The 20,292-nt window shown below is 70.5% G+C and carries 17 protein-coding genes; 6 read left to right on the top strand and 11 right to left on the bottom strand.

All coding sequences use genetic code 11. The features are described from left to right. Nucleotides 1-204: 204 nt before the first annotated feature. The 4 genes from BJ991_RS16015 to BJ991_RS16030 are packed head-to-tail and all read left to right on the top strand — an operon-like array spanning nucleotide 205 to nucleotide 4,158. Nucleotides 205-1,932, top strand: a complete 1,728-nt coding sequence (locus BJ991_RS16015) for a sigma-70 family RNA polymerase sigma factor (RefSeq protein WP_179491633.1) — start codon at nucleotides 205-207, stop codon at nucleotides 1,930-1,932. 52 nt (nucleotides 1,933-1,984) lie between these two features. Beyond that, nucleotides 1,985-2,368, top strand: a complete 384-nt coding sequence (locus tag BJ991_RS16020; RefSeq protein ID WP_179491635.1) for a YrdB family protein — start codon at nucleotides 1,985-1,987, stop codon at nucleotides 2,366-2,368. 3 nt (nucleotides 2,369-2,371) lie between these two features. Next, entirely contained in the window at nucleotides 2,372-3,766 is a 1,395-nt protein-coding gene (locus BJ991_RS16025; RefSeq protein ID WP_179491637.1) for an FAD-binding oxidoreductase, read from the top strand. Beyond that, complete coding sequence (locus tag BJ991_RS16030) at nucleotides 3,763-4,158, top strand: NUDIX hydrolase (RefSeq protein WP_343048803.1); 396 nt, start codon at nucleotides 3,763-3,765, stop codon at nucleotides 4,156-4,158. Before BJ991_RS16025 ends, BJ991_RS16030 begins: the two co-directional genes overlap by 4 nt. 135 nt (nucleotides 4,159-4,293) lie before the next feature. Here BJ991_RS16030 and BJ991_RS16035 read toward each other — a convergent pair whose 3' ends face one another. The 6 genes from BJ991_RS16035 to BJ991_RS16060 form a co-directional block, all read right to left on the bottom strand. Then, the gene (locus BJ991_RS16035) at nucleotides 4,294-5,073 is read right to left on the bottom strand and encodes a glucosamine-6-phosphate deaminase (RefSeq protein ID WP_179491641.1); all 780 of its coding nucleotides are present in this window, start codon (nucleotides 5,071-5,073) and stop codon (nucleotides 4,294-4,296) included. Beyond that, entirely contained in the window at nucleotides 5,066-5,992 is a 927-nt protein-coding gene (locus BJ991_RS16040) for an ROK family protein (protein WP_179491643.1), read from the bottom strand. Before BJ991_RS16040 ends, BJ991_RS16035 begins: the two co-directional genes overlap by 8 nt. Before the next feature lie 43 nt (nucleotides 5,993-6,035). Next, complete coding sequence (locus tag BJ991_RS16045) at nucleotides 6,036-6,947, bottom strand: ABC transporter permease subunit (RefSeq protein WP_179491645.1); 912 nt, start codon at nucleotides 6,945-6,947, stop codon at nucleotides 6,036-6,038. Further along, the gene (locus BJ991_RS16050; protein ID WP_179491647.1) at nucleotides 6,944-7,942 is read right to left on the bottom strand and encodes a carbohydrate ABC transporter permease; all 999 of its coding nucleotides are present in this window, start codon (nucleotides 7,940-7,942) and stop codon (nucleotides 6,944-6,946) included. The genes BJ991_RS16045 and BJ991_RS16050 overlap by 4 nt, the downstream gene beginning before the upstream one ends. A gap of 97 nt (nucleotides 7,943-8,039) precedes the next feature. Then, complete coding sequence (locus tag BJ991_RS16055; RefSeq protein ID WP_179491649.1) at nucleotides 8,040-9,281, bottom strand: extracellular solute-binding protein; 1,242 nt, start codon at nucleotides 9,279-9,281, stop codon at nucleotides 8,040-8,042. Between the two features lie 67 nt (nucleotides 9,282-9,348). Further along, nucleotides 9,349-10,545, bottom strand: a complete 1,197-nt coding sequence (locus BJ991_RS16060; protein WP_179491651.1) for an ROK family transcriptional regulator — start codon at nucleotides 10,543-10,545, stop codon at nucleotides 9,349-9,351. A 158-nt stretch (nucleotides 10,546-10,703) separates the two neighbouring features. On the opposite strand from BJ991_RS16060, the gene BJ991_RS16065 reads away from it, so the two are divergent. Together BJ991_RS16065 and BJ991_RS18855 are read left to right on the top strand one after the other, a co-directional pair. Next, a complete protein-coding gene (locus BJ991_RS16065) occupies nucleotides 10,704-11,165 on the top strand; it encodes a hypothetical protein (RefSeq protein WP_179491653.1) in 462 nt (153 codons plus the stop codon). A 73-nt stretch (nucleotides 11,166-11,238) separates the two neighbouring features. After that, nucleotides 11,239-13,593, top strand: coding sequence for a L,D-transpeptidase family protein (locus tag BJ991_RS18855; protein ID WP_343048804.1), 2,355 nt, complete (start codon nucleotides 11,239-11,241; stop codon nucleotides 13,591-13,593). Nucleotides 13,594-13,609: 16 nt separating this feature from the next. Here the strand turns inward: BJ991_RS18855 and BJ991_RS16075 are convergent, their stop codons facing one another. The 5 genes from BJ991_RS16075 to BJ991_RS16095 all read right to left on the bottom strand — a co-directional run bounded on the left by BJ991_RS16075 (nucleotide 13,610) and on the right by BJ991_RS16095 (nucleotide 20,231). Further along, a complete protein-coding gene (locus tag BJ991_RS16075; protein ID WP_246301116.1) occupies nucleotides 13,610-14,569 on the bottom strand; it encodes a glycoside hydrolase family 113 in 960 nt (319 codons plus the stop codon). After that, a complete protein-coding gene (locus BJ991_RS16080) occupies nucleotides 14,566-17,019 on the bottom strand; it encodes a glycoside hydrolase family 2 protein (RefSeq protein ID WP_343048805.1) in 2,454 nt (817 codons plus the stop codon). Before BJ991_RS16080 ends, BJ991_RS16075 begins: the two co-directional genes overlap by 4 nt. Then, on the bottom strand, nucleotides 17,016-17,870 hold the full coding sequence (locus BJ991_RS16085) for a carbohydrate ABC transporter permease (protein ID WP_179491657.1): 855 nt from the start codon (nucleotides 17,868-17,870) through the stop codon (nucleotides 17,016-17,018). The genes BJ991_RS16080 and BJ991_RS16085 overlap by 4 nt, the downstream gene beginning before the upstream one ends. Then, on the bottom strand, nucleotides 17,867-18,844 hold the full coding sequence (locus BJ991_RS16090) for a carbohydrate ABC transporter permease (protein WP_179491659.1): 978 nt from the start codon (nucleotides 18,842-18,844) through the stop codon (nucleotides 17,867-17,869). The genes BJ991_RS16085 and BJ991_RS16090 overlap by 4 nt, the downstream gene beginning before the upstream one ends. Nucleotides 18,845-18,911: 67 nt before the next feature. Further along, nucleotides 18,912-20,231, bottom strand: coding sequence for an ABC transporter substrate-binding protein (locus BJ991_RS16095; RefSeq protein ID WP_179491661.1), 1,320 nt, complete (start codon nucleotides 20,229-20,231; stop codon nucleotides 18,912-18,914). Between the last annotated feature and the right edge of the window lie 61 nt (nucleotides 20,232-20,292).

Here is a 20,292-nt window from a genome sequence, read left to right on the forward strand (position 1 = left end):
GACGTCTCTGCACATGAGACGCGGGCGTGAGGCATCCGTTACGCGACTTCTGAGAATTTCTTCAAGGGAAATGGGGAAAGCCGTGCGACGACTGCCGCGAAACCGAGAGAATGGTCAGAACGCGTTATGCAGACCCGACTGCGCGCGTCTCATGAGTGACGCCGGCGACCCGACCGGCGTTCCGAGACGCGCCGAGAGCGAGAGATGACCGCACACGACACCGCGCCCCCCGCGTTCACCGAGACGGCGGATGCCGACCTCGTGCTCCGCACGCGCTCCGGCGATCGCGAGGCGTTCGGCGAGCTCTGGCGACGCCACTACCGGTCGGGAATCGTCGTCGCGACGTCGGTCTCGCCGAGCCTCGACGCCGACGACCTCGTGCAGGAGGCGTACGTCCGCATCTACCAGTCGATCCTCAAGGGCGGCGGCCCCACCGGCTCGTTCCGCGCGTACCTGTTCACGAGCATCCGCAACACCGCGGCGAGCTGGGGCCGCAGCCGGCGCGAGGTGACGATCGACGAGCTCGAGACGGTCGAAGATCCCGACTCGGGCGAGCAGGCGACGCAGGACGCGCTCGACCGCGGGATCACCGCGCAGGCGTTCAAGAGTCTCCCGACCCGGTGGCAGGAGGTGCTCTGGTACACCGAGATCGAGCAGCTGGGGCCCTCCGAGGTCGCACCGCTGCTGGGCATGAAGGCGGCGGCGGTCAGCCAGCTCGCGTTCCGCGCCCGCGAGGGCCTGCGCGAGGCGTGGATCCAGGCGCACCTGCGCAGCGTCGCCGACGGGTCGGACTGCCAGTGGACGATCGAGCGCCTGGGCGCTTACGCGCGCTCCAACCTCGGGCGCCGCGACCACGCGAAGGTGGAGGCCCATCTGGCGGACTGCGCGCGCTGCGCGATCGTCGCCGCCGAGGCGCGCGACGTCTCGAACCGCCTCGCGCTCGTGCTGCTTCCGCTCGTGCTCGGCGCGGCCGGCTCGGCGTCGTACCTCGCTTCGCTGCAGGGCGGGGTGACGAGCGCCGCGATGGCGGCGGGCGTCGTGCCCGCGATGCCCGAGGCGATCGTCGCGATGCCCGCCGTGGGCGCCGTGGCGGGCGGCGGGGCATCCGGGACCGGCGCGGGGTCGGCCGTGGGCTCGGGCGCGGCGTCCGGCGGTGGCGTGCTCTCGGGTGCGGGCGGGATCGCCGCGCTGGCCGTCGCGGCGACCGTCGTCGTGGGCGGCCTCGTGGCGACCGCCGCCGTGCTGCCCTCTCTGCAGCAGTCCTCGACCGTCGCCGAGGCGGCGGCTCAGCAGGGTTCGCTCGACGACCTCGTGGTCGGTCCCGCGACCGGACCCGACGTCGCGCCGGCACCCGAAGACGAGGCGGATGCTCCGCCCGAGGAGCCGACGCCCGAGCCGACCCCCGACGAGCCGACTCCTCCCGTCGAAGAGACGCCGCCTGGGTCCGAGCCCGTCGCACCACGGACCGCTCCGCCCGCGGCATCCGAGCCCGGGCAACCGAGCGACCCGGGCGCGGGCGACCCGGGCGATCCCGTCGATCCCGGTCCTCCGCCGACGACGCCGGTCGACCCCGACCCTCCCGCGGCCGCCCCCGACCCGCCGGTGGTCGCTCCGCTCCCCGCGGGTGTGCCGACGCCGTCGCGTGCGACCGCGGAGTTCTCGACGGGCATGCGGCTGACGCTGCACATCCCCGTGTCGGGCGCGGCGGGCTCGACGGTCGAAGTGCTCCTCGCCGGTGCGGTGAAGCAGCGGATCACCCTGGACGCAGGCGGCGCGGGCACCGCCTCGGTCCGCCCCACGCTCCCGCAGCTGCTCGCCGACGCATCGGTCGGCTTGCGGTATGTCACGGTGACGGAGACCGGACCCACCGGCTCGACGCGCCTGAGCGGTCTGGTGGACCTGCGCGCGATCCTCGCAGCGCTCCCCCGCTGAGCGGAAGGCCGCGGCGCCGATCCGCGGCAGCCCCGGTCGTAGACTGGAGGTCATGCCCGACAAGCCCGACCAGACCCCCGCGACCACCGAGGCGGGCACCGTCCCCCGCATCACGGGCATCGACATCCTCGCGTTCCTGTGCGAGCTGTTCGCGTTCGCGAGCCTCGCGATCTGGGGCTTCGTCGCGTGGCCGTTCCCGTGGAACATCGTCTTCGGCATAGCGACCCCCGTTGTGGCGATCGTCGTGTGGGCGCTGTTCGTCTCACCGCGCGCCGTGCTCGCGGTGCATCCGTTCGTGCGCGGCGTCGTCGAGCTGCTCGTGTACGTGTCGGCGACGATCGCGTGGTGGAGTCTGGGCGCCACCTGGGTCGGACTGATCTTCGGAGTCGTCGCGGTCACGGTCGGAGTCTTCGCCGGTCGTCGCCGGTTCGCCTGATCCATGAGTGGCGTCGTCGAGCGGCTGCGCGCCGCGCTCGGACACCGCGTCGACACGAGCCCTGACTCGCTCGCGCTGGCACGCGCCGACAAGTCGGGGCATGCGGCATCCGGTCTTCCTCTCGCGGTCGTGAACGCGACCTCGGTCGAAGACGTGCAGCAGACGATGCGCATCGCGACCGAGACACGCACTCCCGTCGTGGTGCGCGGCGCCGCCACGGGCCTCGCGGGCGGCGCGAACGCGGGCGAAGGCGAGCTCGCGCTGTCGCTGCGGGCGATGGACCGCATCCTCGAGATCCGTCCCGACGACCTGCTGGCAGTGGTCGAGCCGGGCATCCTCAACGCCGACCTCAACACCGCGCTCGCCGAGCACGGCCTGTGGTGGGCGCCCGACCCCGCGAGCCGCGCGATCTCGACCGTGGGCGGCAACATCGCGACCGGCGCGGGCGGACTCCTGTGCGCGAAGTACGGCGTCGTGCGCGACGCGGTGCTCGGCGTCGACCTCGTGATCGCCGACGGACGGCTCCTCCACCTCGGGCACCGCACCGTGAAGGGCGTGACGGGCCTCGACCTCACGTCGCTCGTGATCGGCTCCGAGGGCACGCTCGGCGTCGTCGTCGGGGCGACGCTCAAGCTCCGCCGGCTCGTGCCGGGCGAGGTGTGCACGATCGCGGCGACCTTTCCCGACGTGCGGGCGGCGGCCGTGGCATCCGCCGCCGTCACCGCGTCGGGCGCGCAGCCCGCGATCATGGAGCTCATGGACGCGCACTCGCTCGCGGCCGTCCACGCCCTGCTGAAGCTCGAGCCGCCGACACCCGGGGCCACGCAGCTCACGATCCAGACCGACGGGCCCGCCGCCGTCACCGAGGCGGATGCGATCGCCGAGGTGCTGCGCGCGTCGGGCGGCACCGTCGCGGTGTCGCACGATCGCGAGGAGGGCGAGCGGCTGCTGACGGTCCGGCGGATGATGCATCCGGCGATGGAGTCCCTCGGCACCGCCCTCATCGAGGACGTGTCCGTTCCGCGGAGCGCGCTGCCCGCGATGTTCGACGAGATCGCGCGGGTCGAGCGCGAGCACGGCGTCACGATCCCGACCGTCGCCCACGCGGGCGACGGCAACCTGCACCCGAACTTCATCTTCGACGCCCCGGCGGGCTCAGCGATCGGAGCCGGCGGGATCGTCGAGGCGCCCGCGTACATCTGGGACGCCGCCGACGATCTCTTCCGCGCGGCTCTCCGCCTCGGCGGCACTCTCACCGGCGAGCACGGCGTCGGCGTGCTCAAGCGCCGCTGGCTCGCCGACGAGCTCGGAGACGACCAGTGGGAGCTGCAGCGGCAGATCAAGGCGGTGTTCGACCCGCTCGGCATCCTCAATCCCGGCAAGGTCTTCTCGCGGTGAGCGCCGAGGTGCACGTGAGCGCGGTCGTCGTGGTCGCCGACCGACGTGCGCTTGTCGTGCGCAAGCACGGCGCATCCGTGTTCCAGCAGCCGGGAGGCAAGCCCGACCCCGGCGAGTCGGCGCTCGACGCAGCGGTGCGCGAAGTGGCTGAAGAAACGGGGATCCGGGCCGACCCGAGGTCGTTCGTCTCTCTCGGGCGATTCACGGATGCCGCGGCCAACGAGCCCGGCCACGTCGTCGTCGCCGACGCGTACCTGCTCCGTGTGGATGAGGTCTTCGCCGAGGCGAGCGCTGAGATCGCCGAGCTGCGGTGGCTCGCCGAGGACGAGGTCGAGCACACGCCGCTCGCGCCGCTGAGCCGGAACCACCTCATCCGGCACGCGTGGGCCTAGGCGCCGCGCTCACGCGAGGCACACCCCGCCGCGAGTGCACGACCTCGCGCCGAGTGCACGACCTCGCGACGCAGGCACCCCGTGCGCTCGACAGGAAGTCGTGCACTCGGCGCCGGTGGGGGCAACAGGCGCGGGCTAGAGTCGCTGCCACTCGGGCTTGTGCGCGTACGCGTAGCGGTAGTAGTCCGCGTGCTCGAGGCGCGAGGCGGCGGCCTCGTCGATCACGACGGTCGCGTGCGGGTGCAGCTGGATCGCCGAGCCCGGGCACGAGGCCGTGATGGGTCCCTCGACGGCGCCGGCGACGGCATCCGCCTTGTTCTCGCCGAACGCGAGCAGCATGAGGTGCCGCGCGCGCAGGATCGTGCCGAGGCCCTGCGTGATGCAGTGCATCGGCACGTCGTCGACGGAGTCGAAGAATCGCGCGTTGTCGTGCCGCGTCTGTTCGATGAGCGTCTTGACGCGCGTGAGCGACGCGAACGACGAACCGGGCTCGTTGAAGCCGATGTGGCCGGATGTCCCGATGCCGAGGATCTGCAGGTCGACGCCCCCTGCCTCCACGATCGCGCGCTCATAGTCGTCGCCCGCGTGCTCGATGCCGTCGAGCGAGCCGTTCGGCGTGCGGATGAGCTCGGGCGCGAGCCCGAGAGGCTCGACGACCTCGCGCGTGATGACCGATCGGTACGACTGCGGATGCGCCGGGTCCAGCCCCACGTACTCGTCGAGCGCGAAGCCGCGCACGCGCGACACGTTCACGCCCTCGAGCCGCCGGCGCAGCGCCTCGTACACGGGCAGCGGCGTCGACCCGGTCGCGAGGCCGAGCACCGTCTCGGGGTTCGCGCGGATGAGCCGCACGATCTCGTCGGCGACGATCGCGCCCGCCTCGTTCTCCGACGACACGATGATGACCTCAGCCATGGGCGAGAGCCTCCTCGGGGTCGTGTGCGGCGCCGATGAGCGCAGCGCCGAGCGCGGCCGCGGGTGAACCGGCGGGCAGCAGCTCGACGCGGTCCTCCAGCCGCAGGGATCGCATGAACGCGGATGCCTCGGCGCTCGCGCCCAGCTCGCTCACGACGTCCACCAGCAGGCGGTCGCCGAGGGCGGTGATCCCGCCACCGAGCACGACGACGTCGGCGTCGACCGTCAGCACGAGCACGCGCACCGCGGCCGCGACGCCTCGGGCGAGGCCCCGGCGCAGCTCGATCGCGCCGGCGTCGCCCGCGTCGGCCGCGTCGAAGACGTCGCGCACGGGAAGCGCTCCTGAGCGGCCCCAGCGTTCGGCGATGACGCCGCCACCGGCGAACGCCTCGATGCATCCGCGCTGTCCGCAGCGGCACACGGGCCCATTCGGGTCGACCGAGATGTGCCCGACCTCGCCCGCGGCGCCGCGGGCGCCGCGCCACAGCTCGCCGCCGGCCACGATGCCCGCCGCGACGCCGGTGCCGAGATTGAGGTAGGCCATCGTCCCCGCACCGCCGTGCAGCGCGAACGCGCCGAGCGCTGCGGCCTTGACATCGTTCTCGACGCGCACGGGCACACCGAGCTGCGGCCCGACGGCCGCCGCGAGGTCGAGCTCGTCGACCCCGAGGTTGACCGCGTGCACGACGCGCGCCGACCCGGGCTCGATCTGCCCCGGGATGCCCACGCCGACGGAGCGCACCGCGGCGAGGTCGATGCCGGCCTCCGCCCCGAGAGCGCGGACGCCGTCGACGATCGTGCGGGTCACGGCATCCGGCCCCCACCCCGTCGCCATGCGCACGCGACCGGCGATCACGCCGTCCGCGTCGATCGCGACCACCTCGGTCTTCGTTCCGCCGACATCGAGCCCGACCCTCACCGGCCGACCTCCCCACGGGAGGCGGCCAACGCCCACGTGCCCATCAGCCCTTGACCGCCCCGGCCACGAGGCCGCTCGTCATGCGGCTCTGCACGAACAGGAAGAACACGACGACGGGGATCGCCACGATGGTCGAGCCCGCCATGAGCTCCGCCCAGTTGATGCCGCCGTTCGGGTCGAGGAACGTGCGCAGCCACACGGGCAGCGTCATCGCCTCGGGACGCGGATTGAGCACGAGCGCGAACACGAACTCGTTCCACGCCTGGATGAAGCCGAAGATGCCCGTCGCGACGAGGCCCGGCATGAGCAGCGGGAAGGTGATGCGCCAGAACGCCTGCGACCGGCTCAGGCCGTCGATCATGGCGGCCTCCTCGAGCTCGGCGGGCACGCCGTTGATGAAGCCGCGCAGGGTCCAGATCGTGAACGGGAGCACCGTCGCGATGTACACCGCCGATAGGCCGACGACGCTGTTGAGCAGGTTCCACCCGTCGATCAGACGGAAGATCGAGATGATCATCGCCTCGGCCGGGATCATCTGGATGATGAGGATCGCGATGATGAACGCGGCACTCGAACGGAACCGGAATCGCGTGACCGCGAGCGCCGCGAGGAACGCGAACACGACCGCGACGGCGACCGTGATGATCGTGATGACGACCGAGTTCGCGAGCGCGGGGAGGAACGGCGCTCGCTCCGCGTTGAAGATGACGTTGATGTAGTTGTCGAGGGTCGCGTTGTCGGGCCACAGGTGCAGCTCGCTGCCGCGCACTTGCGCGTTCGGCTGGAAGGAGGTGTTCACCATCCAGTACACGGGGAACGCGGACGCGACGAACACGACGATCGCGGCGACGCCCGCGAGGATCCCGCCGATGCGGCGACGGGGGCTCTTGCGACGACGGGTCGGCACGGATGCGGCGCCCGGCGCCGACGGAGGGGTGAGGGTCGCGGTGGTCACAGTGCCTCCTCCTTGACACTCCGTCGCACGTAGAAGATCGAGATCGCGACCAGCAGCAGGACGACGATCACCGAGATCGCGCCGCCCACGCCGAAGTCGCCCGAGCCGAGCGAGACGCGGTAGATGTAGACGCCGAGCGTGTTGGTCTGCTCGGCGAGGCCGCCGATCGACTGCAGGGAGTAGATCTGCGTGAAGACGCGGAGATCCCAGATCACCTGCAGGATCGTGACGATGATGAGGATCGACCGGATGTACGGCACGACCACGAGGAAGAAGCGCTTCACGCCTCCGGCGCCGTCGAGCTGGGCGGCCTCCATGACCTCGTCGGGCACCTGCGTGAGGCCCGCGTAGATCGTGAAGGCGACGAACGGGATCGCGCCCCACACGATGATGATCGTCGCGACGAAGAAGAAGCTGAGCGGGTTGATGAGCCACGGATGCCCCACGAACTGCTCGAGGCCGAACCAGTTCGCGAGCACGTAGTTGAGCACGCCGTAGTTCGTGTCGAAGATCCAGCCCCACACGATCGTGGCCGACAGCGGGGGCATCGCCCACGCGAGCAGCAGGCCGACCGAGACGAGCGTGCGCAGCACGATGCCGAGGCGCTTCAGGAGGAGCGCGACGAGCACGCCGAGCACCATGGTGACGACGACGCAGACCGCGGCGAAGACGAGCGAGCGGGCGAGGACCTGCCAGAACTCCGAGTCGCCGAGGACCTGGATGTAGTTGTCCAGTCCGATGAACTCGGGCGGTGCGCCGAAGACCTGGGCGCGCCCGAACTCCTGGAACGACATGATGAGCAGCTGCACGAGCGGCCAGCCCGTGATCGCGACGAGTGCGATGAGCGCCGGCGTCAGCAGCGCGTAGGGCGTGAAGCCGCCCGCCTGCGCGAACCGCCGGCGGCGGCTCGGCGGCTCGGGCGCCGCCGGTGCGGTGAGCCGCTCCCCGTCGACCGCGCTCACCGCGGGGCCGACCTCGCTGGGCAGCGTGGACATGAGTCCTCCTGATCGTGAGAGTACCGGGCCGGCGACGGTGCGAGCCGCCGGCCCGGTACGGTTCCGGACACGAGCGCCCGGGGATGGTTCAGGCGTTTCAGCCGTTGAGGATGTCCTCGATCTTCTGGTCGACCTCCTCGGCCAGCGACTGCACGTCGCCGCCCTGCGCGATCTTCACGAAGAAGTCCTCGAGGATGCGCGAGGCCTCGACCTCAGCCCAGTTCGGCGACGCGGGCGTGAGCTTCGCGTTGCCCGCGGCCTCCGCGAAGGCCTGCGCCTCCGGCGTATCGCCGAGCGTCGACGCGAGCGACTTCTTGGCGGGGATCAGGCCGTTCTCGCCGTAGATCGTCTGGAACTCATCGCTCAGGATGATCTCGAGCGCCTTCTTGGCAAGCTCGGGGTGAGCCGACTTGGCCGAGATGCCGATGTTCGAGCCACCCGCGAACACCTGGGCGGCACCGTCCGAGGCGCCCGGGAGCGCGTACACGAACGGCGCGGCCGGCGGGGTGTCGGTGTCGCACTCGCTCGCCAGGCCGAGGGCCCAGTTCGGCGCCGAGAACTGGATTGCGGCACCCTCGCAGTACGGGGTCCACGGCTCGGCGTTGTCGCCGTCCTTCGGGGCGACCGAAGCGGTCGTCATGAGGTCCTGCACCTGCAGGAGGCCCTTGACCGACTCGGGCGAGCTCAGCTGAGCGTCCCACTCGCCGCCGTCCTCGACGGCGAGCTCGCCGCCGTTCTCCCAGATGAACGGGAGGGCGTTGTACCAGTCCTGACCGGCGAAGTAGATGCCCGAGGTGCCGGGGTGCGACGCCGCGAGCTCCTTTGCCTTCGCGATGTAATCCTCGAGCGTCGCCGGGGCCTCCGACACGAACGCCGGGTCGGCGAACACGACGCGAGCGCCCGAATACAGCGGCGGCGCGTAGAACTTGTCGTCGTACGACCCCGCCTCGACGAAGCCCGGCAGCAGGTCGTCGCCGCCGAGGGTCTCGTACAGGTCGGTGATGTCCAGCAGCGCGCCGACCGACGTGAACGCCGGCGAATGCGTGTTGCCGATCTCGACGACGTCAGGGCTGTCCGAGCTCGACAGGCTGGTCGTCAGCTTGTCGACGAGGCCCTCCCACGACTGCTCCTCGATGACCAGCGTGTTGCCCGGGTTCTCCTCCTCGAACGTCTCCTTCAGGTAGTCGCGCGCTTCCTGGGGGGTGTCCGTGCCGTTGAGCCACACGCGGATCTCCGCGCCGGTCTCTTCGGTGCTCCCGCCGCCGCTGGTGCCGGCACAGCCGGCCAGGGCAAGCGCCGTCGCGCCCAGGAGGGCGACGGCTCCGAGCGTCTTCTTCATGATTCCCTCGTTCTCTCTTGGTTCGGATGGACCTGTGGGGCCCATCCAGGGGGTTTGGTGGCGTCGTCTAGGACACGCCCAGTTGTCCCGACAGGACCATGACGGCCGCGCCGCGCAGGACGATGTCCTGGCCTTGCTCCGTCATCCGCACACGGATGCCCTCGTGGACTTCGGCGAGCGTCCGGGTGCGGAGGGTCTCGGCGCTCGCTTCCGCGAGGGGTCCGCCGAGAAGTTCAGAGGGGCCGGAGAGCACGATCTCCGACAGGTCGAGCGCGCCGACGATGGGCGCGAGGGCGATTCCGAGGCGCTCTCCCGCATCGCGCAGCACGCTCTCGCGCGCGGCGTCACCGGATGCCTCGGCGAGCCGGCCCGACAGCGACGGCACAGAGATCCACGCCTCGAGGCATCCGATCTTGCCGCACGCGCAGAGCGGGCCGCCGTCCGTGCCGACCGTGACGTGGCCGATCTCACCGGCGGCGAAGCGCGCTCCGCGCATCGGTCGCCCGCCCGAGAGCAAGCCGGAGCCGACGCCGCGGTCGACCTTCACGAGCATGATGTCGTCGCCCGCTCCGCCGAACGTGTACTCGGCCAGCACCGCTGCGTTCGCGTCGTTCGCGACGACGACGGGCAGATCGAGGGCATTCTCGAGCGTGCTCTGCAGGTCGAAGCCCGTCCACCGGAGGTTCGGCGCCGTGAGCACGACTCCCCGATCGTCGATGACGCCGGGCGCGCCGACGCCGACACCCAGGACCGGGACGTCCGAGTCGGCGATGAGCTCGCGTGCGAGCGAGATGACCGACTCGACGAGCTCGTCCCCGGCCGAGACTGGGATCGAGCGGCGCGCGACGATGCTGCCGTCGAGGTCCAGAACGGCGCCGAGGAAGCGGTCGCTGCCCGAAAGGTCGATCCCGATGATGCGGTGGCCTGAGCGGTCGAGGTCGACGAGCATCGCGGGCTTGCCCGGGCCGGATGCCTCGCGCACCCCCTTCTCGGCGACGAAGCCGTCGGCGATGAGCTCGGCGACGAGGTCCGAGATGGTCACGCGAGTGAGTCCCGTCTGACGGGAGAGGTCGGCGCGGCTCATCGCGCCGCTGTGGAAGAGCGTCTGCAGCACGAGCGAGCGGTTGTGCGCGCGGGCGTGCTCGGGAAGGACCTTGGCGGCTCGCCGGAGGGCTCGGGTGCCCTCGCCGCGCACGGCGGCGGGTTCCTCTCGATGCGCGGGCGTCACTGTGGAAGAGCCGCGCTGCACTTCCGATGCGGACATGTTTGTTAGTAGAGCTTACGAACTAACCTCCGCGCAACATCTCGAAACGATTTGAACGGACGATTTACAAAACTGTTACAAATCGGCATCGTCCCGGAAGACTCCAGGGTGAGGGATGCGGCGCTCGCCTACGCTGGGAGGCTGGAGGTCCCCCACACATGCACCGCAGCATCGCCGCCGTCGTCCTCGTCGCCCTCGCAGCGCTCGGCCTCGCCGCGTGCACGGCCTCCCCCACCCCGTCCGGGACGGGCACGGCCACCGTCCAAGCGGGGCCTGACGGACCGGGCGACTCCGGCCAGTCCACCGAAGACGCGTGCGCGCTCGTGCGCGACTCCGTCGTCGCCGCGGCCGAGGAGTTCGAGACCGCTGCGGCCGATGACCCTGCCTCGGTCGTCGAGGCGATGCGCGCCGCAGCCGAGAAGCTCGGCGAGACGGCATCCGAGATCACGAACGACCAGGTCGCCGCGCTCCTGCCCTCGCTGCAGGAGATGTACGGGCAGATCGGCGACGTCCTCGAGGCCCTCGCGAACGGAGATCTCGACCAGTCGGGGGAGCTCGCCGAACTCGCGACGACGTTCCGCGAAACCATGGATGGATTCCGGGACGTGTGCGGGGAATAGGGGTTTCCACGACCCTCCGGAGTGACGTCCATTACCATGATCAGAACGATTCGGCCAACCGGGGGGTGATGGCGTGACGGATCTCGCCACAAAGGCGGGCGCCCAGGACGTGCCCGACGACGACGTCACGACGTCGCTGGACGAACTCGAGATCGACGACATCGAGGCTGTCGACGCGGAAGCCGACGAGTCGCTGGACGAGGCGGATGCCGAGGCCGAGGACGCCGCGCCCGAAGACGTCGAGGGTGACGAGAGCACGCAAGCCGAGGACGTAGAGGTCGAGGCGGATGCCGAGGCCGGTGCTGCGGACGCCGAGGAGGTCGAGCCGGAGGAATCCGAGTCGGAGGAGGCCGCGGCCGAGACCGAAGACGCTGAAGCGGAGGCCGAGGAGGTCGAAGCGGAAGAGGTCGAGGCGGATGCCGAGGCCGGAGCGGAAGACGCCGAGGCTGGAGCCGAGGACGCCGAGCCCGACGCCGAAGCGGTCGAACCCGAGGCCGACGCCGAAGCCGAGGACGCGGAGCCCGACGCCGAAGCCGAAGACGCGGAGCCCGACGCCGAAGCCGAGGACGCGGAGCCCGACGCCGAAGCCGACGCGGAGTCCGAGGCGGAGTCCGAGGCCGAAGCCGAAGACGCTGAAGCCGAGGTGGAAGAGGCCGAGGTCGAGCCCGAAGCCGAGGTGGAAGAGGTCGAGGTCGAGCCCGACACCGAGGCGGACACCGACGACACCGAGCCGCAGGCCGAGGTCGACGCGGACGAGCCCGAGCCCGAGCCCGAGCCCGAGCCCGAGCCCGAGGCGGATTCACTCACCGAAGACGCCGAACCCGAGGCGGACGTCGAGGACGACGCCGCCGACGACCTCGGGCCGCCCACGGCACTGGCCGCGCCCGACGACGTGGAGCCCGGCGACGCCGACGACCTCGTGGACGAGCCGGCCGCGCAGCCCGAGAGCGAGTCGGTGCCCGTCGGCGCCCTTGCGGCGGCGCCGGTCGCGGCACCCGCAGCTCCTCCTGCTCCGACCGTGCTCCCGGTGCCCGGACCCGCGACGACCCCCGAGCCGCACGTGCAGTGGGCACCCGCGGATCCCGCGAAGCGCAAGCGTCACCTGGGATGGTGGATCGGCGTCCCGGCTGCCGTCGCGATCGCGGCGCTCGTCGCCTCTTCCCTCGTGCTCATCGCGCCCGGCACGTCGATCGGGGGCGTGTCCGTGGGCGGCCTGACGCCGGGCGCCGCCGCCGACGCGGTGAGCGCGCGCCTCGCTGAGACGACCCTCGTGATCAACGGACCCGACGGCGACGTCGAGGTCACCGGCGCCGAGCTCGCCGCGAGCGTGCGCTCGCGCGAGCTCGCGAACGACGCGTTCGCGACGCATCCGATGTGGAATCCGACCGAGTGGTTCTCGGCGCCCGAGAAGGCGGTGGTCCAGCTCGACCCCGACGTCGCGACGGCGGTGCTGCGGGACGCCGCCCCGTCGCTGTACACCGACCCGGTGGATGCGCAACTCGCCTTCGACGCCGCATCCGCGTCGTACGTCGTCACGCCGGCGATCCTCGGCACGGGCATCGACGTCGACTCGGTGCGCACCGCTCTGCAGGACGCCTTCGACGCGGGTCAGTCGCGCGTCGAGTTCGACCCCGTCGCGGCCCCGATCGATGCCGAGACGCAGACGTACGTCGCGGACGCGACCGCCTATCGTCTCAACACGATGCTCGACTCGATGGGCTTCTACACCGGCGGCGAGCGGGTCGTGCCCGTCGACCGTGCTCTCGCCGCGTCGTGGATCACGCTCGGCGACGGTCCGCGCGGCAGCTTCTCGGTCGAGGTCGACCAGCAGGCGATCGAAGCCTTCGTCGAGACGATCCCGGCCCTCGTCCATCGTGAGCCGGTCAACGCGACGGTCGTGACGAACTCGAGCGGCACCGTGCTGCGGACCCTGTCCGAGGGCGTCGAGGGCCGCACGCTCGAGAGCACCGACGGCATCGCGGCGGCCTTCGCGGAGCAGCTTCAGAACGTGAACGGCGTCTACGAGCTCCCCATGACGACGCTCCCGTTCACGACGACCGCGCTCGCACGCACGATCGAGGTGAACTTGAGCTCGCAGCGGGCGTACCTCTACGAGAACGGCAACCTCGTCAGCTCGCACGTCATCTCGTCCGGCCTCCCCGGCTCGGCGACGCCGGCCGGCCACTTCACTGTCAACGGGTACTCGCGCGTCCAGAGCATGGGCTGCTTCGAGGGCGCGCCGTACTGCGTGCGCGACGTGCCGTGGGTCACGTGGTTCGCGCCCGACATCGGCTTCCACGGTGCGAACTCGCTCCGCTCGTCGCTCGGGTTCCCGCAGAGCCACGGATGCGTGAACATGTGGGACGCCGAGGCCAGGTTCGTCTACGAATGGTCGGCGTACGGCACCGAGGTATGGGTGCACTACTGAGGCGGATGCCCCGGCCTCAGCCCCGACGCGACCAGTCGGCGTACTCCGCGGCCATGAGGTCGCCGGCCGGCTTGCCGTATACGCAATAGTCGCGGTTCGCCGCGGCGTCCTCGCGCGAGTACAGGCGGGCGGGCCAGTCCCAGAGCATGAAGCCGCGCACCCACGGCCGCTCGCGGCACGCGTCGAACATCGCGCGGTAGTAACGCAGCTGCTCTTCCCCTGACGGAGCGCCCTCGAGCGCCCAGTCGTTCGGCGCGTGCGCCGAGCCGGCGCGCGACGGGCAGCCGGCCTCCATGAAGAAGAACGGCTTGCCGGATGCCACGACCACCGCCTCGATGCGGTCGAGCTGCGTCGCCCACGCATCGATCGGGTAGTACCCGCTCGACGAGACGATGTCGACCGCGTCCCACCACGTGACGCGGTCCTCCTGGTACTTGTCGCAGTTGTACGTGATCGGGCCGGAGTACACCGACCGGACCTCGTCGATGAGACGCCGCCAGTGCGCCTCCTGCCCGTCGGCGCGCACCATCTCGCAGCCGATGCAGAGCATCTCGCAGCCCTCGCGCTCCGCGATCGTCGCCGCCTGCACGGTGAACCGCCGGTAGGCGTCGAACCACTGCGTCCACGTCGGCTCGCCCGGGACGTCCCAGTCGAAGAAGCCGATGTGCGCCCGCCAGGTGCCGTCGGCGACGTTGACGACCGGCTTGAGGCACACCTTCAGGCCGAGGGTGTGGGCGTGCCGGATCGCCCACACGATCTCGTCGTCGGTCACGGTGGGCGGCTCGTCGAAGGGGATCTCGGTGGAGAACGGAGTCTTCTGCACCGCCGCGTACGCAAGTGCCGTCCATGTCACCGCGTGCTCGGCCATGAGGTCCATCGATGCGGCCGCCTCAGGTGTCGCCCACGTGCCGCGCGTCCCGACCCAGCCCCACGTCATGCCGCACACGGGCTCGTCGAGGACCTCGAGGCGGCTCATCGAGTGACCAGCTGGTTGGCGGAGCGCGCCACGAGCGGATCCGCCACGGCATCCGCATCGAGGTCCTCCATGCCCGACACCCGGAACTCCGTCGACTCCCCCGGCAGGAGGGTCACGAGCCCGCGATCGATCGTCGCATCGGGCGAGAGCCGGTCGACCAGCAGCGTCAGGTCGCGCACCAGGCCACGACTGGTCACCCCCACGATGAACTCGCCCCCGTCCCGCGCGACCGAGAACTCGAGCTGGGCCGCCGTGAGTGCGCTGTCGCGCGGCTCGGCGAAGTACCACAGGCCGCGCTCGGCGCCGGCCGTCGCGACCAGCACCTCGGCTGCGGCATCCGTCGCGTGGGCCAGCGCTTCGGGGACCGGCAGTGTCACCACCGATCGCGGCGCCAGCGACACGGGAACCGTGTGCTCCGCGAGCACGGCTCCGTCGAACGGGCGCCGCGTCAGCACGAGGTCGTCGTGCCATTGGTCGTCGGTGTCGTTCACGAGCGTCACCGCGAGCGCGTCGCCGCGCGGCTGCACGGTCACCAGCCGCGGCGCGAAGGCCCGCGCGAGCGCGAAGAAGAGGGGCTTCTCCCGCCCGTCGCCGTCGATCGCCGCCCACGAGGTGACGGGCCAGCAGTCGTTGAGCTGCCACACGATCGCCCCCGACGTGCCGGGAGCGTGCGAGCGGAACCACTCGAGCCCGGCCGAGACGGCGTTCGCCTGGTTGAGCTGAGTCGCCCAGTGCCATGTCTCGATGTCGTCGGGCACGCGGTAATGCGGCACGAGCCCGGCGGCGAGCTTCATTCCCCCTTCCGCCGCCTTCTGGTGGACGATCATGCCCGGCGAGTCGGGCGTCAGCGGATCGTCGCCGACCGCGCGTGTGAGCGTCGTCCAGGTGGGCGGTCCCTGCCAGCCGAACTCCGCGACGAAGCGCGGCGTGTGCTCGCGGTACGTGATCCAGTCGCGGCGGTTCCACTGCTCCCACAGGTGCGTCGCGCCGTGGCGCTCGTCGTTGGGGTGGCGGTCGCCGGGACTGAAGGGGCTTCCCGGGATGTACGGCACGTGCGGGGCGAGCTCGGCGATGAGCGCCGGTAAGAGGTCGCGGTAGTAGTACGCGCCCCACGTGCGCCCGTCGAGGAGCGCCTGCCAGCCCCAGTCCTCGTAGCCCCACAGGCACTCGTTGTTGCCGCACAGCACCGCGAGCGACGCGTGATGCGCGAGCCGCACGATGTTGTCGCGCGCCTCGGCCTCGACCTCGGAGCGCAGCGGGTCCTCCTCGGCGTACGCGGCGCACGCGAAGGTGAAGTCCTGCCACGTGAGCAGCCCGAGCTCGTCGCACACGTCGAAGAAGTCGTCAGACTCGTACACGCCACCGCCCCACACGCGCACGAGGTTGACGTTCGCCGCCTTTGCCTGACCCAGCCGGCGGGCGTACCGGGCACGGTCGACCCGCGTGAAGAACGCGTCATCCGGGATCCAGTTGACCCCCTTGACGAACACCGGCCGGTCGTTGACGACGAGCTGGAAGGGCGTGCCGTCGGCGTCGGGCGCGGTCTCCCAGCGCAGGTCGCGGAACCCGACGCGCCGCGTCGCGGCATCCGTCTCCTCTCCGTCGGCGGAGAGTGACACGACCGCGTCGTACAGGGGCTGCGCCCCGTGCCCGGCAGGCCACCACCGTTCGACCGCGTCGACCTCGACGGTGACGGTCGCCTCGGTCTCGCCGGCGGGGATCGTGACGGATGCCTCACCCCCCGCCACCGCGAGCGACACCGTGAGCGCGGCAGCGGTCTCTCGCTCCACGCGCACGACCGCGTCGACGCGCCCGCCACCGCCCTCGTTCGGAACCGCGTGCACGCGCACGTCAGTGAGGCGTGCGACCGACCAGGACTCCACGCGGACCGGCCGCCAGATGCCGCTGGTCGCGGTCGAGATGCCCCAGTCCCACCCGAAGCTGCACGCCGCCTTGCGGATCGCGTCGTACGGAAGCGGGTACGGCCGGGGCCGCGCGCCGAGCGCGACGCCCTGTGCGTTCGCGTACCGCACGGGGCTGCGGAACGCGACCGTGAGCGTGTTCGCGCCCTCGCGCACGAGCTCGGTGACGTCGAAGCGAAACGTGCGGTGCTGGTTCGCGACCTCGCCGAGGGGCGACCCGTTGAGCGACACCGTCGCGACCGTGTCGATGCCCTCGAAGACGAGATGGTGGTGCGCGGCGGCGAGCTCTTCCCGGGACAGCTGCACGGTCGTCTCGTACGTCCAGTCGACGAGTCCGATCCATGCCAGGAGCGCCTCGTTGTCGTCGAGGAACGGGTCGGGGATGAGTCCCGCGGCGAGCAGGTCGGTGTGGACGACCCCCGGCACCGAGGCGGGGACGACGGCGGCGGCGATGTCGGCGGGCGCAGGCCCCGAGGCCGCGCGCACCGACCACCCCTCGTGCAGCTCGCGACGCGTGAGACGCGTCACTTGACCGCTCCGGCCACGAGGCCCCGGTAGATCCATCGCTGCAGCAGCAGGAAGACCACGAGCGTCGGGACGATCACGAGGATCGTGCCCGCCGCGATGATCTCCCAGTGCGCGCCGAACGGCCCCTTGAACCGGAACAGCGATGTCGAGATGAGCCCCTGCGACGGGAGGTACAGGAACGGGAGGTAGAACTCGTTGTAGATGGCGATCCCCTTGATGATGATGACGGTGGCGATGGCGGGCTTGAGCAGCGGCAGGATGACGCGCCAGTAGATGGTCCAGCGGTTGGCGCCGTCGATCATGGCGGCCTCGTCGAGGGACGTCGGGATGGACTGCATGAACTGGATGAAGATGTAGATCGAGATGATGTCGGTGCCCAGGAACAGCAGGATGAGCGCCGCCATCGAGTTGTAGAGCCCGAGTCCGTTGATGATCTGGAACGTCGCGACCTGGCTCGTCACGCCCGGGATGAGCGTGGCGACGAGGAACAGCCCGACGACGAGCTTGCGGCCTCGGAACGAGAACCGGTCGATCGCGTAAGCGGCCATGGTGCCGATGAGGATCGTGCCCGCGAGCGAGATCACGAGCACGATCGTCGTGTTGATGAATCCTTCGACCATCCCGCCCTGCTGGAACGCGGTCACGTAGTTCTCGAGGTTGAACCAGTTCCACGGCGGATCGAACGGACCGGATGCGCCGAACTCCTGCGAGGTCTTGAAGCTCGCGAAGAAGAGCACCGTGAGCGGCAGGAGGGTCAGCACCGCGCCCACGACGAGCGAGCCGTACTTGCCTGTCGTCGCGAGGCGCGGACCGACTCGCGGCGTGCGCGGCGGGCGGGCGGCGATCGTCATGCGAGATCCACCTTCTCGTCGGGGAAGAGCTTTCGCTGGATCCACGTGACCAGCAGCACGATGACCAGCAGCACGATCGCCATCGCCGATGCGAGGCCCACCTGCCGGAAGTTGAACGCCGTCTGCAGCGTCTGGATGACGAACGTCGACGTGCCGTTCGCGCCGCCCGTCATGATGAACGGGATCTCGAACACCGACAGGCTGCCGGCGATCGCAAGGATGAAGGAGAGCCCGACGATGCGACGGATGCCGGGGAACGTGAGCGCCCAGAACTGCTGCCACTTGTTCGCCCCGTCGATCTCGGCCGCCTCGTAGAGCTCCCCCGGGATCGACTGGATCGCGCCGAGGAAGAGCACGAAGTTGAGTCCCGTGTACCGCCAGACCGATGTCGCGGCGAGCGAGTAGTTCGCGACGGCGGGGTCGCCTAGCCACTTCGGCGTATCGGTGAGCCCGAACCACGACAGCACGGTGTCCAGCGTGCCGCCCGGCTGGAACAGGTACAGGAACACGAAGCCGATCGCGACGCCGTTGATGAGGTACGGGAAGAAGAGGATGCCCCGGAAGAGGTTCGAGAACCGCGTCGACGTGCTGAGGATCGCGGCGAAGTACATCGCGATCGCCATCTGCAGGAACGCACCGCCGAAGTAGTAGAGGCTCACGAAGAACACGCCGAAGATCTGCGGGTTGGTGAAGACCTGGATGTAATTGTCGAGCCCGATGAACTCCTTCTCGAGGTCGAGCCCGTCCCAGTCGGTGACGCTGTACCACAGCATGTTCGCGGCGGGCAGATAGGTGAGAAGCAGGAGCAGCCCGACCGCGAGGAGGATGAACAGATACGGGGTGATGCGGGCCCGGATGCCGCGACCGGCCGGCACGCCCGCCGCGGTCACCCGGGTGCGCCGGCGGCCTCGCCGCCGCGCGGTCGCGGCCACGACCGAGCCCGGGGCGCCGGTTCCCGCGGTCGAGATGGACATGCGTCTTCGCACCTCCTGAGTCGTGTCCGGCCGGGGGCGGCGCGCGCCCCCGGCCGGAGTGGTCGGATCAGCCCTGTTCGGCGCGGGCCGCGGCCCACCGCTCGTTGAGCTCGGCGAAGTACGACGCCTTGTCGCCGTCGGCGGCACCGCGTGCGATGTCGACGAGCTTCTGCCGGTAGATGTTGCCCCAGATGTCGATCTGCGAGGTGTCGGCGATGTTGTTGAACAGCGCCTCCTCCCCCGCCGGAGCCGGGTTGAGCTCGATGAGCTCGACACCTTCGTCGCTGAGTCCCGCGAGATTCGACGGGAGCGGGTCGGCGATCAGCGGCGAGACCATGCCCTGGGTCTCGGTGAAGCCGGACTCCTCGATGAGCCAGTCGATCCAGGCCTTCGCCGCGGGCTTGACCGACGAGTTCTTGTTGATCGCGAGGTTGTAGTCGCCGCCGACGATCGCGTACTGCGTGCCGTCCGCGGTCGCGGGGAAGGTCAGGTATCCGACCACCTCGGGGTCGATGCCGTTGTCCTCCGCGGCGAGCTGCATCTGCGAGATCGCCCACGATCCGAGCGCCATCGTCGCGATCTTGCCTGTCGCGAAGTCGACCTTCGACTGCTCCCAGTTCGTCGTGAGCGGGTCATCCTCGGTGAGGCCCGCGGCGACGGACTCGAAGATGAGCGAGTCGATCGCGTAGATGTCGGTGCCCTCGGTCCACGGCGCGTCGTCGTGCGCCATCTCGTTCACGAAGTCGGGGTCGCCCGTGATCGCGCCGAGGTTGCCGGACCACTGGCTGAGCGGCCAGCCGTCCTTGTAGTTCGTGTAGAGGGGGATCGCGTCGGTGTTGTCGGCGATCTGCTGGAGTGCGTCGAGCCACTCCTCCTGGGTCTTGGGGAGCTCGGTGATGCCCGCCTGCTCGAAGACGTCCTTGTTGTAGATCAGGCCGTTCGCGTTGCCGCCGAGTGCGATGCCGTACTGGACGCCCTCGTAGCTCTTCGGCGCGAGGAAGCGGTACTTATCGGCGAGCTCCTCGGTCTGCCCGAGCGGCTCGAAGAAGTCGGCGAACTGGTCGGGCAGCACGCTGTTGGGCAGCCCCAGCACGTCGCCGTAGTTCGTCGTGCTCAGGCGCGTGCGCATCTCGCCCTCGTAGTCGGTGATGCCCTCGAACGTCACCGTCGCGTCCGGGTAGACCGCGTTGAACTGCTCGGCGTACTCCTCGAACGTGCCGTCCTGGATGAGGTCGGTGCGCCAGGTGACGAAGGTCACCTCGCCGGACACCTCGCCGTCGATGCCCTGCGAGGGCTGGGCGGAGCCCGCGCCGGAGCACGAGCTCAGAGCGAGCGCGGCGAGCGCGCCCAGTGCGATGACGCCGGTCACCGCGGTACGTGATGCCATGTGATTACTCCCTTGTAACTGGTGGCCGCAACGGCCGACGTCGTCGTCCGCTTCGATGTGG

Origin of the sequence: Microbacterium immunditiarum, assembly GCF_013409785.1 — a bacterium.
GTDB lineage: Bacteria > Actinomycetota > Actinomycetes > Actinomycetales > Microbacteriaceae > Microbacterium > Microbacterium immunditiarum.

Coding starts and splice junctions, on each gene's coding strand:
- BJ991_RS16015 (WP_179491633.1), top strand. CDS start 205: ATGACCGCACACGACACCGCGCCCCCCGCGTTCACCGAGACGGCGGAT.
- BJ991_RS16020 (WP_179491635.1), top strand. CDS start 1,985: ATGCCCGACAAGCCCGACCAGACCCCCGCGACCACCGAGGCGGGCACC.
- BJ991_RS16025 (WP_179491637.1), top strand. CDS start 2,372: ATGAGTGGCGTCGTCGAGCGGCTGCGCGCCGCGCTCGGACACCGCGTC.
- BJ991_RS16035 (WP_179491641.1), bottom strand. CDS start 5,073: ATGGCTGAGGTCATCATCGTGTCGTCGGAGAACGAGGCGGGCGCGATC.
- BJ991_RS16050 (WP_179491647.1), bottom strand. CDS start 7,942: ATGTCCACGCTGCCCAGCGAGGTCGGCCCCGCGGTGAGCGCGGTCGAC.
- BJ991_RS16055 (WP_179491649.1), bottom strand. CDS start 9,281: ATGAAGAAGACGCTCGGAGCCGTCGCCCTCCTGGGCGCGACGGCGCTT.
- BJ991_RS16060 (WP_179491651.1), bottom strand. CDS start 10,545: ATGTCCGCATCGGAAGTGCAGCGCGGCTCTTCCACAGTGACGCCCGCG.
- BJ991_RS16065 (WP_179491653.1), top strand. CDS start 10,704: ATGCACCGCAGCATCGCCGCCGTCGTCCTCGTCGCCCTCGCAGCGCTC.
- BJ991_RS16075 (WP_246301116.1), bottom strand. CDS start 14,569: ATGAGCCGCCTCGAGGTCCTCGACGAGCCCGTGTGCGGCATGACGTGG.
- BJ991_RS16085 (WP_179491657.1), bottom strand. CDS start 17,870: ATGACGATCGCCGCCCGCCCGCCGCGCACGCCGCGAGTCGGTCCGCGC.
- BJ991_RS16090 (WP_179491659.1), bottom strand. CDS start 18,844: ATGTCCATCTCGACCGCGGGAACCGGCGCCCCGGGCTCGGTCGTGGCC.
- BJ991_RS16095 (WP_179491661.1), bottom strand. CDS start 20,231: ATGGCATCACGTACCGCGGTGACCGGCGTCATCGCACTGGGCGCGCTC.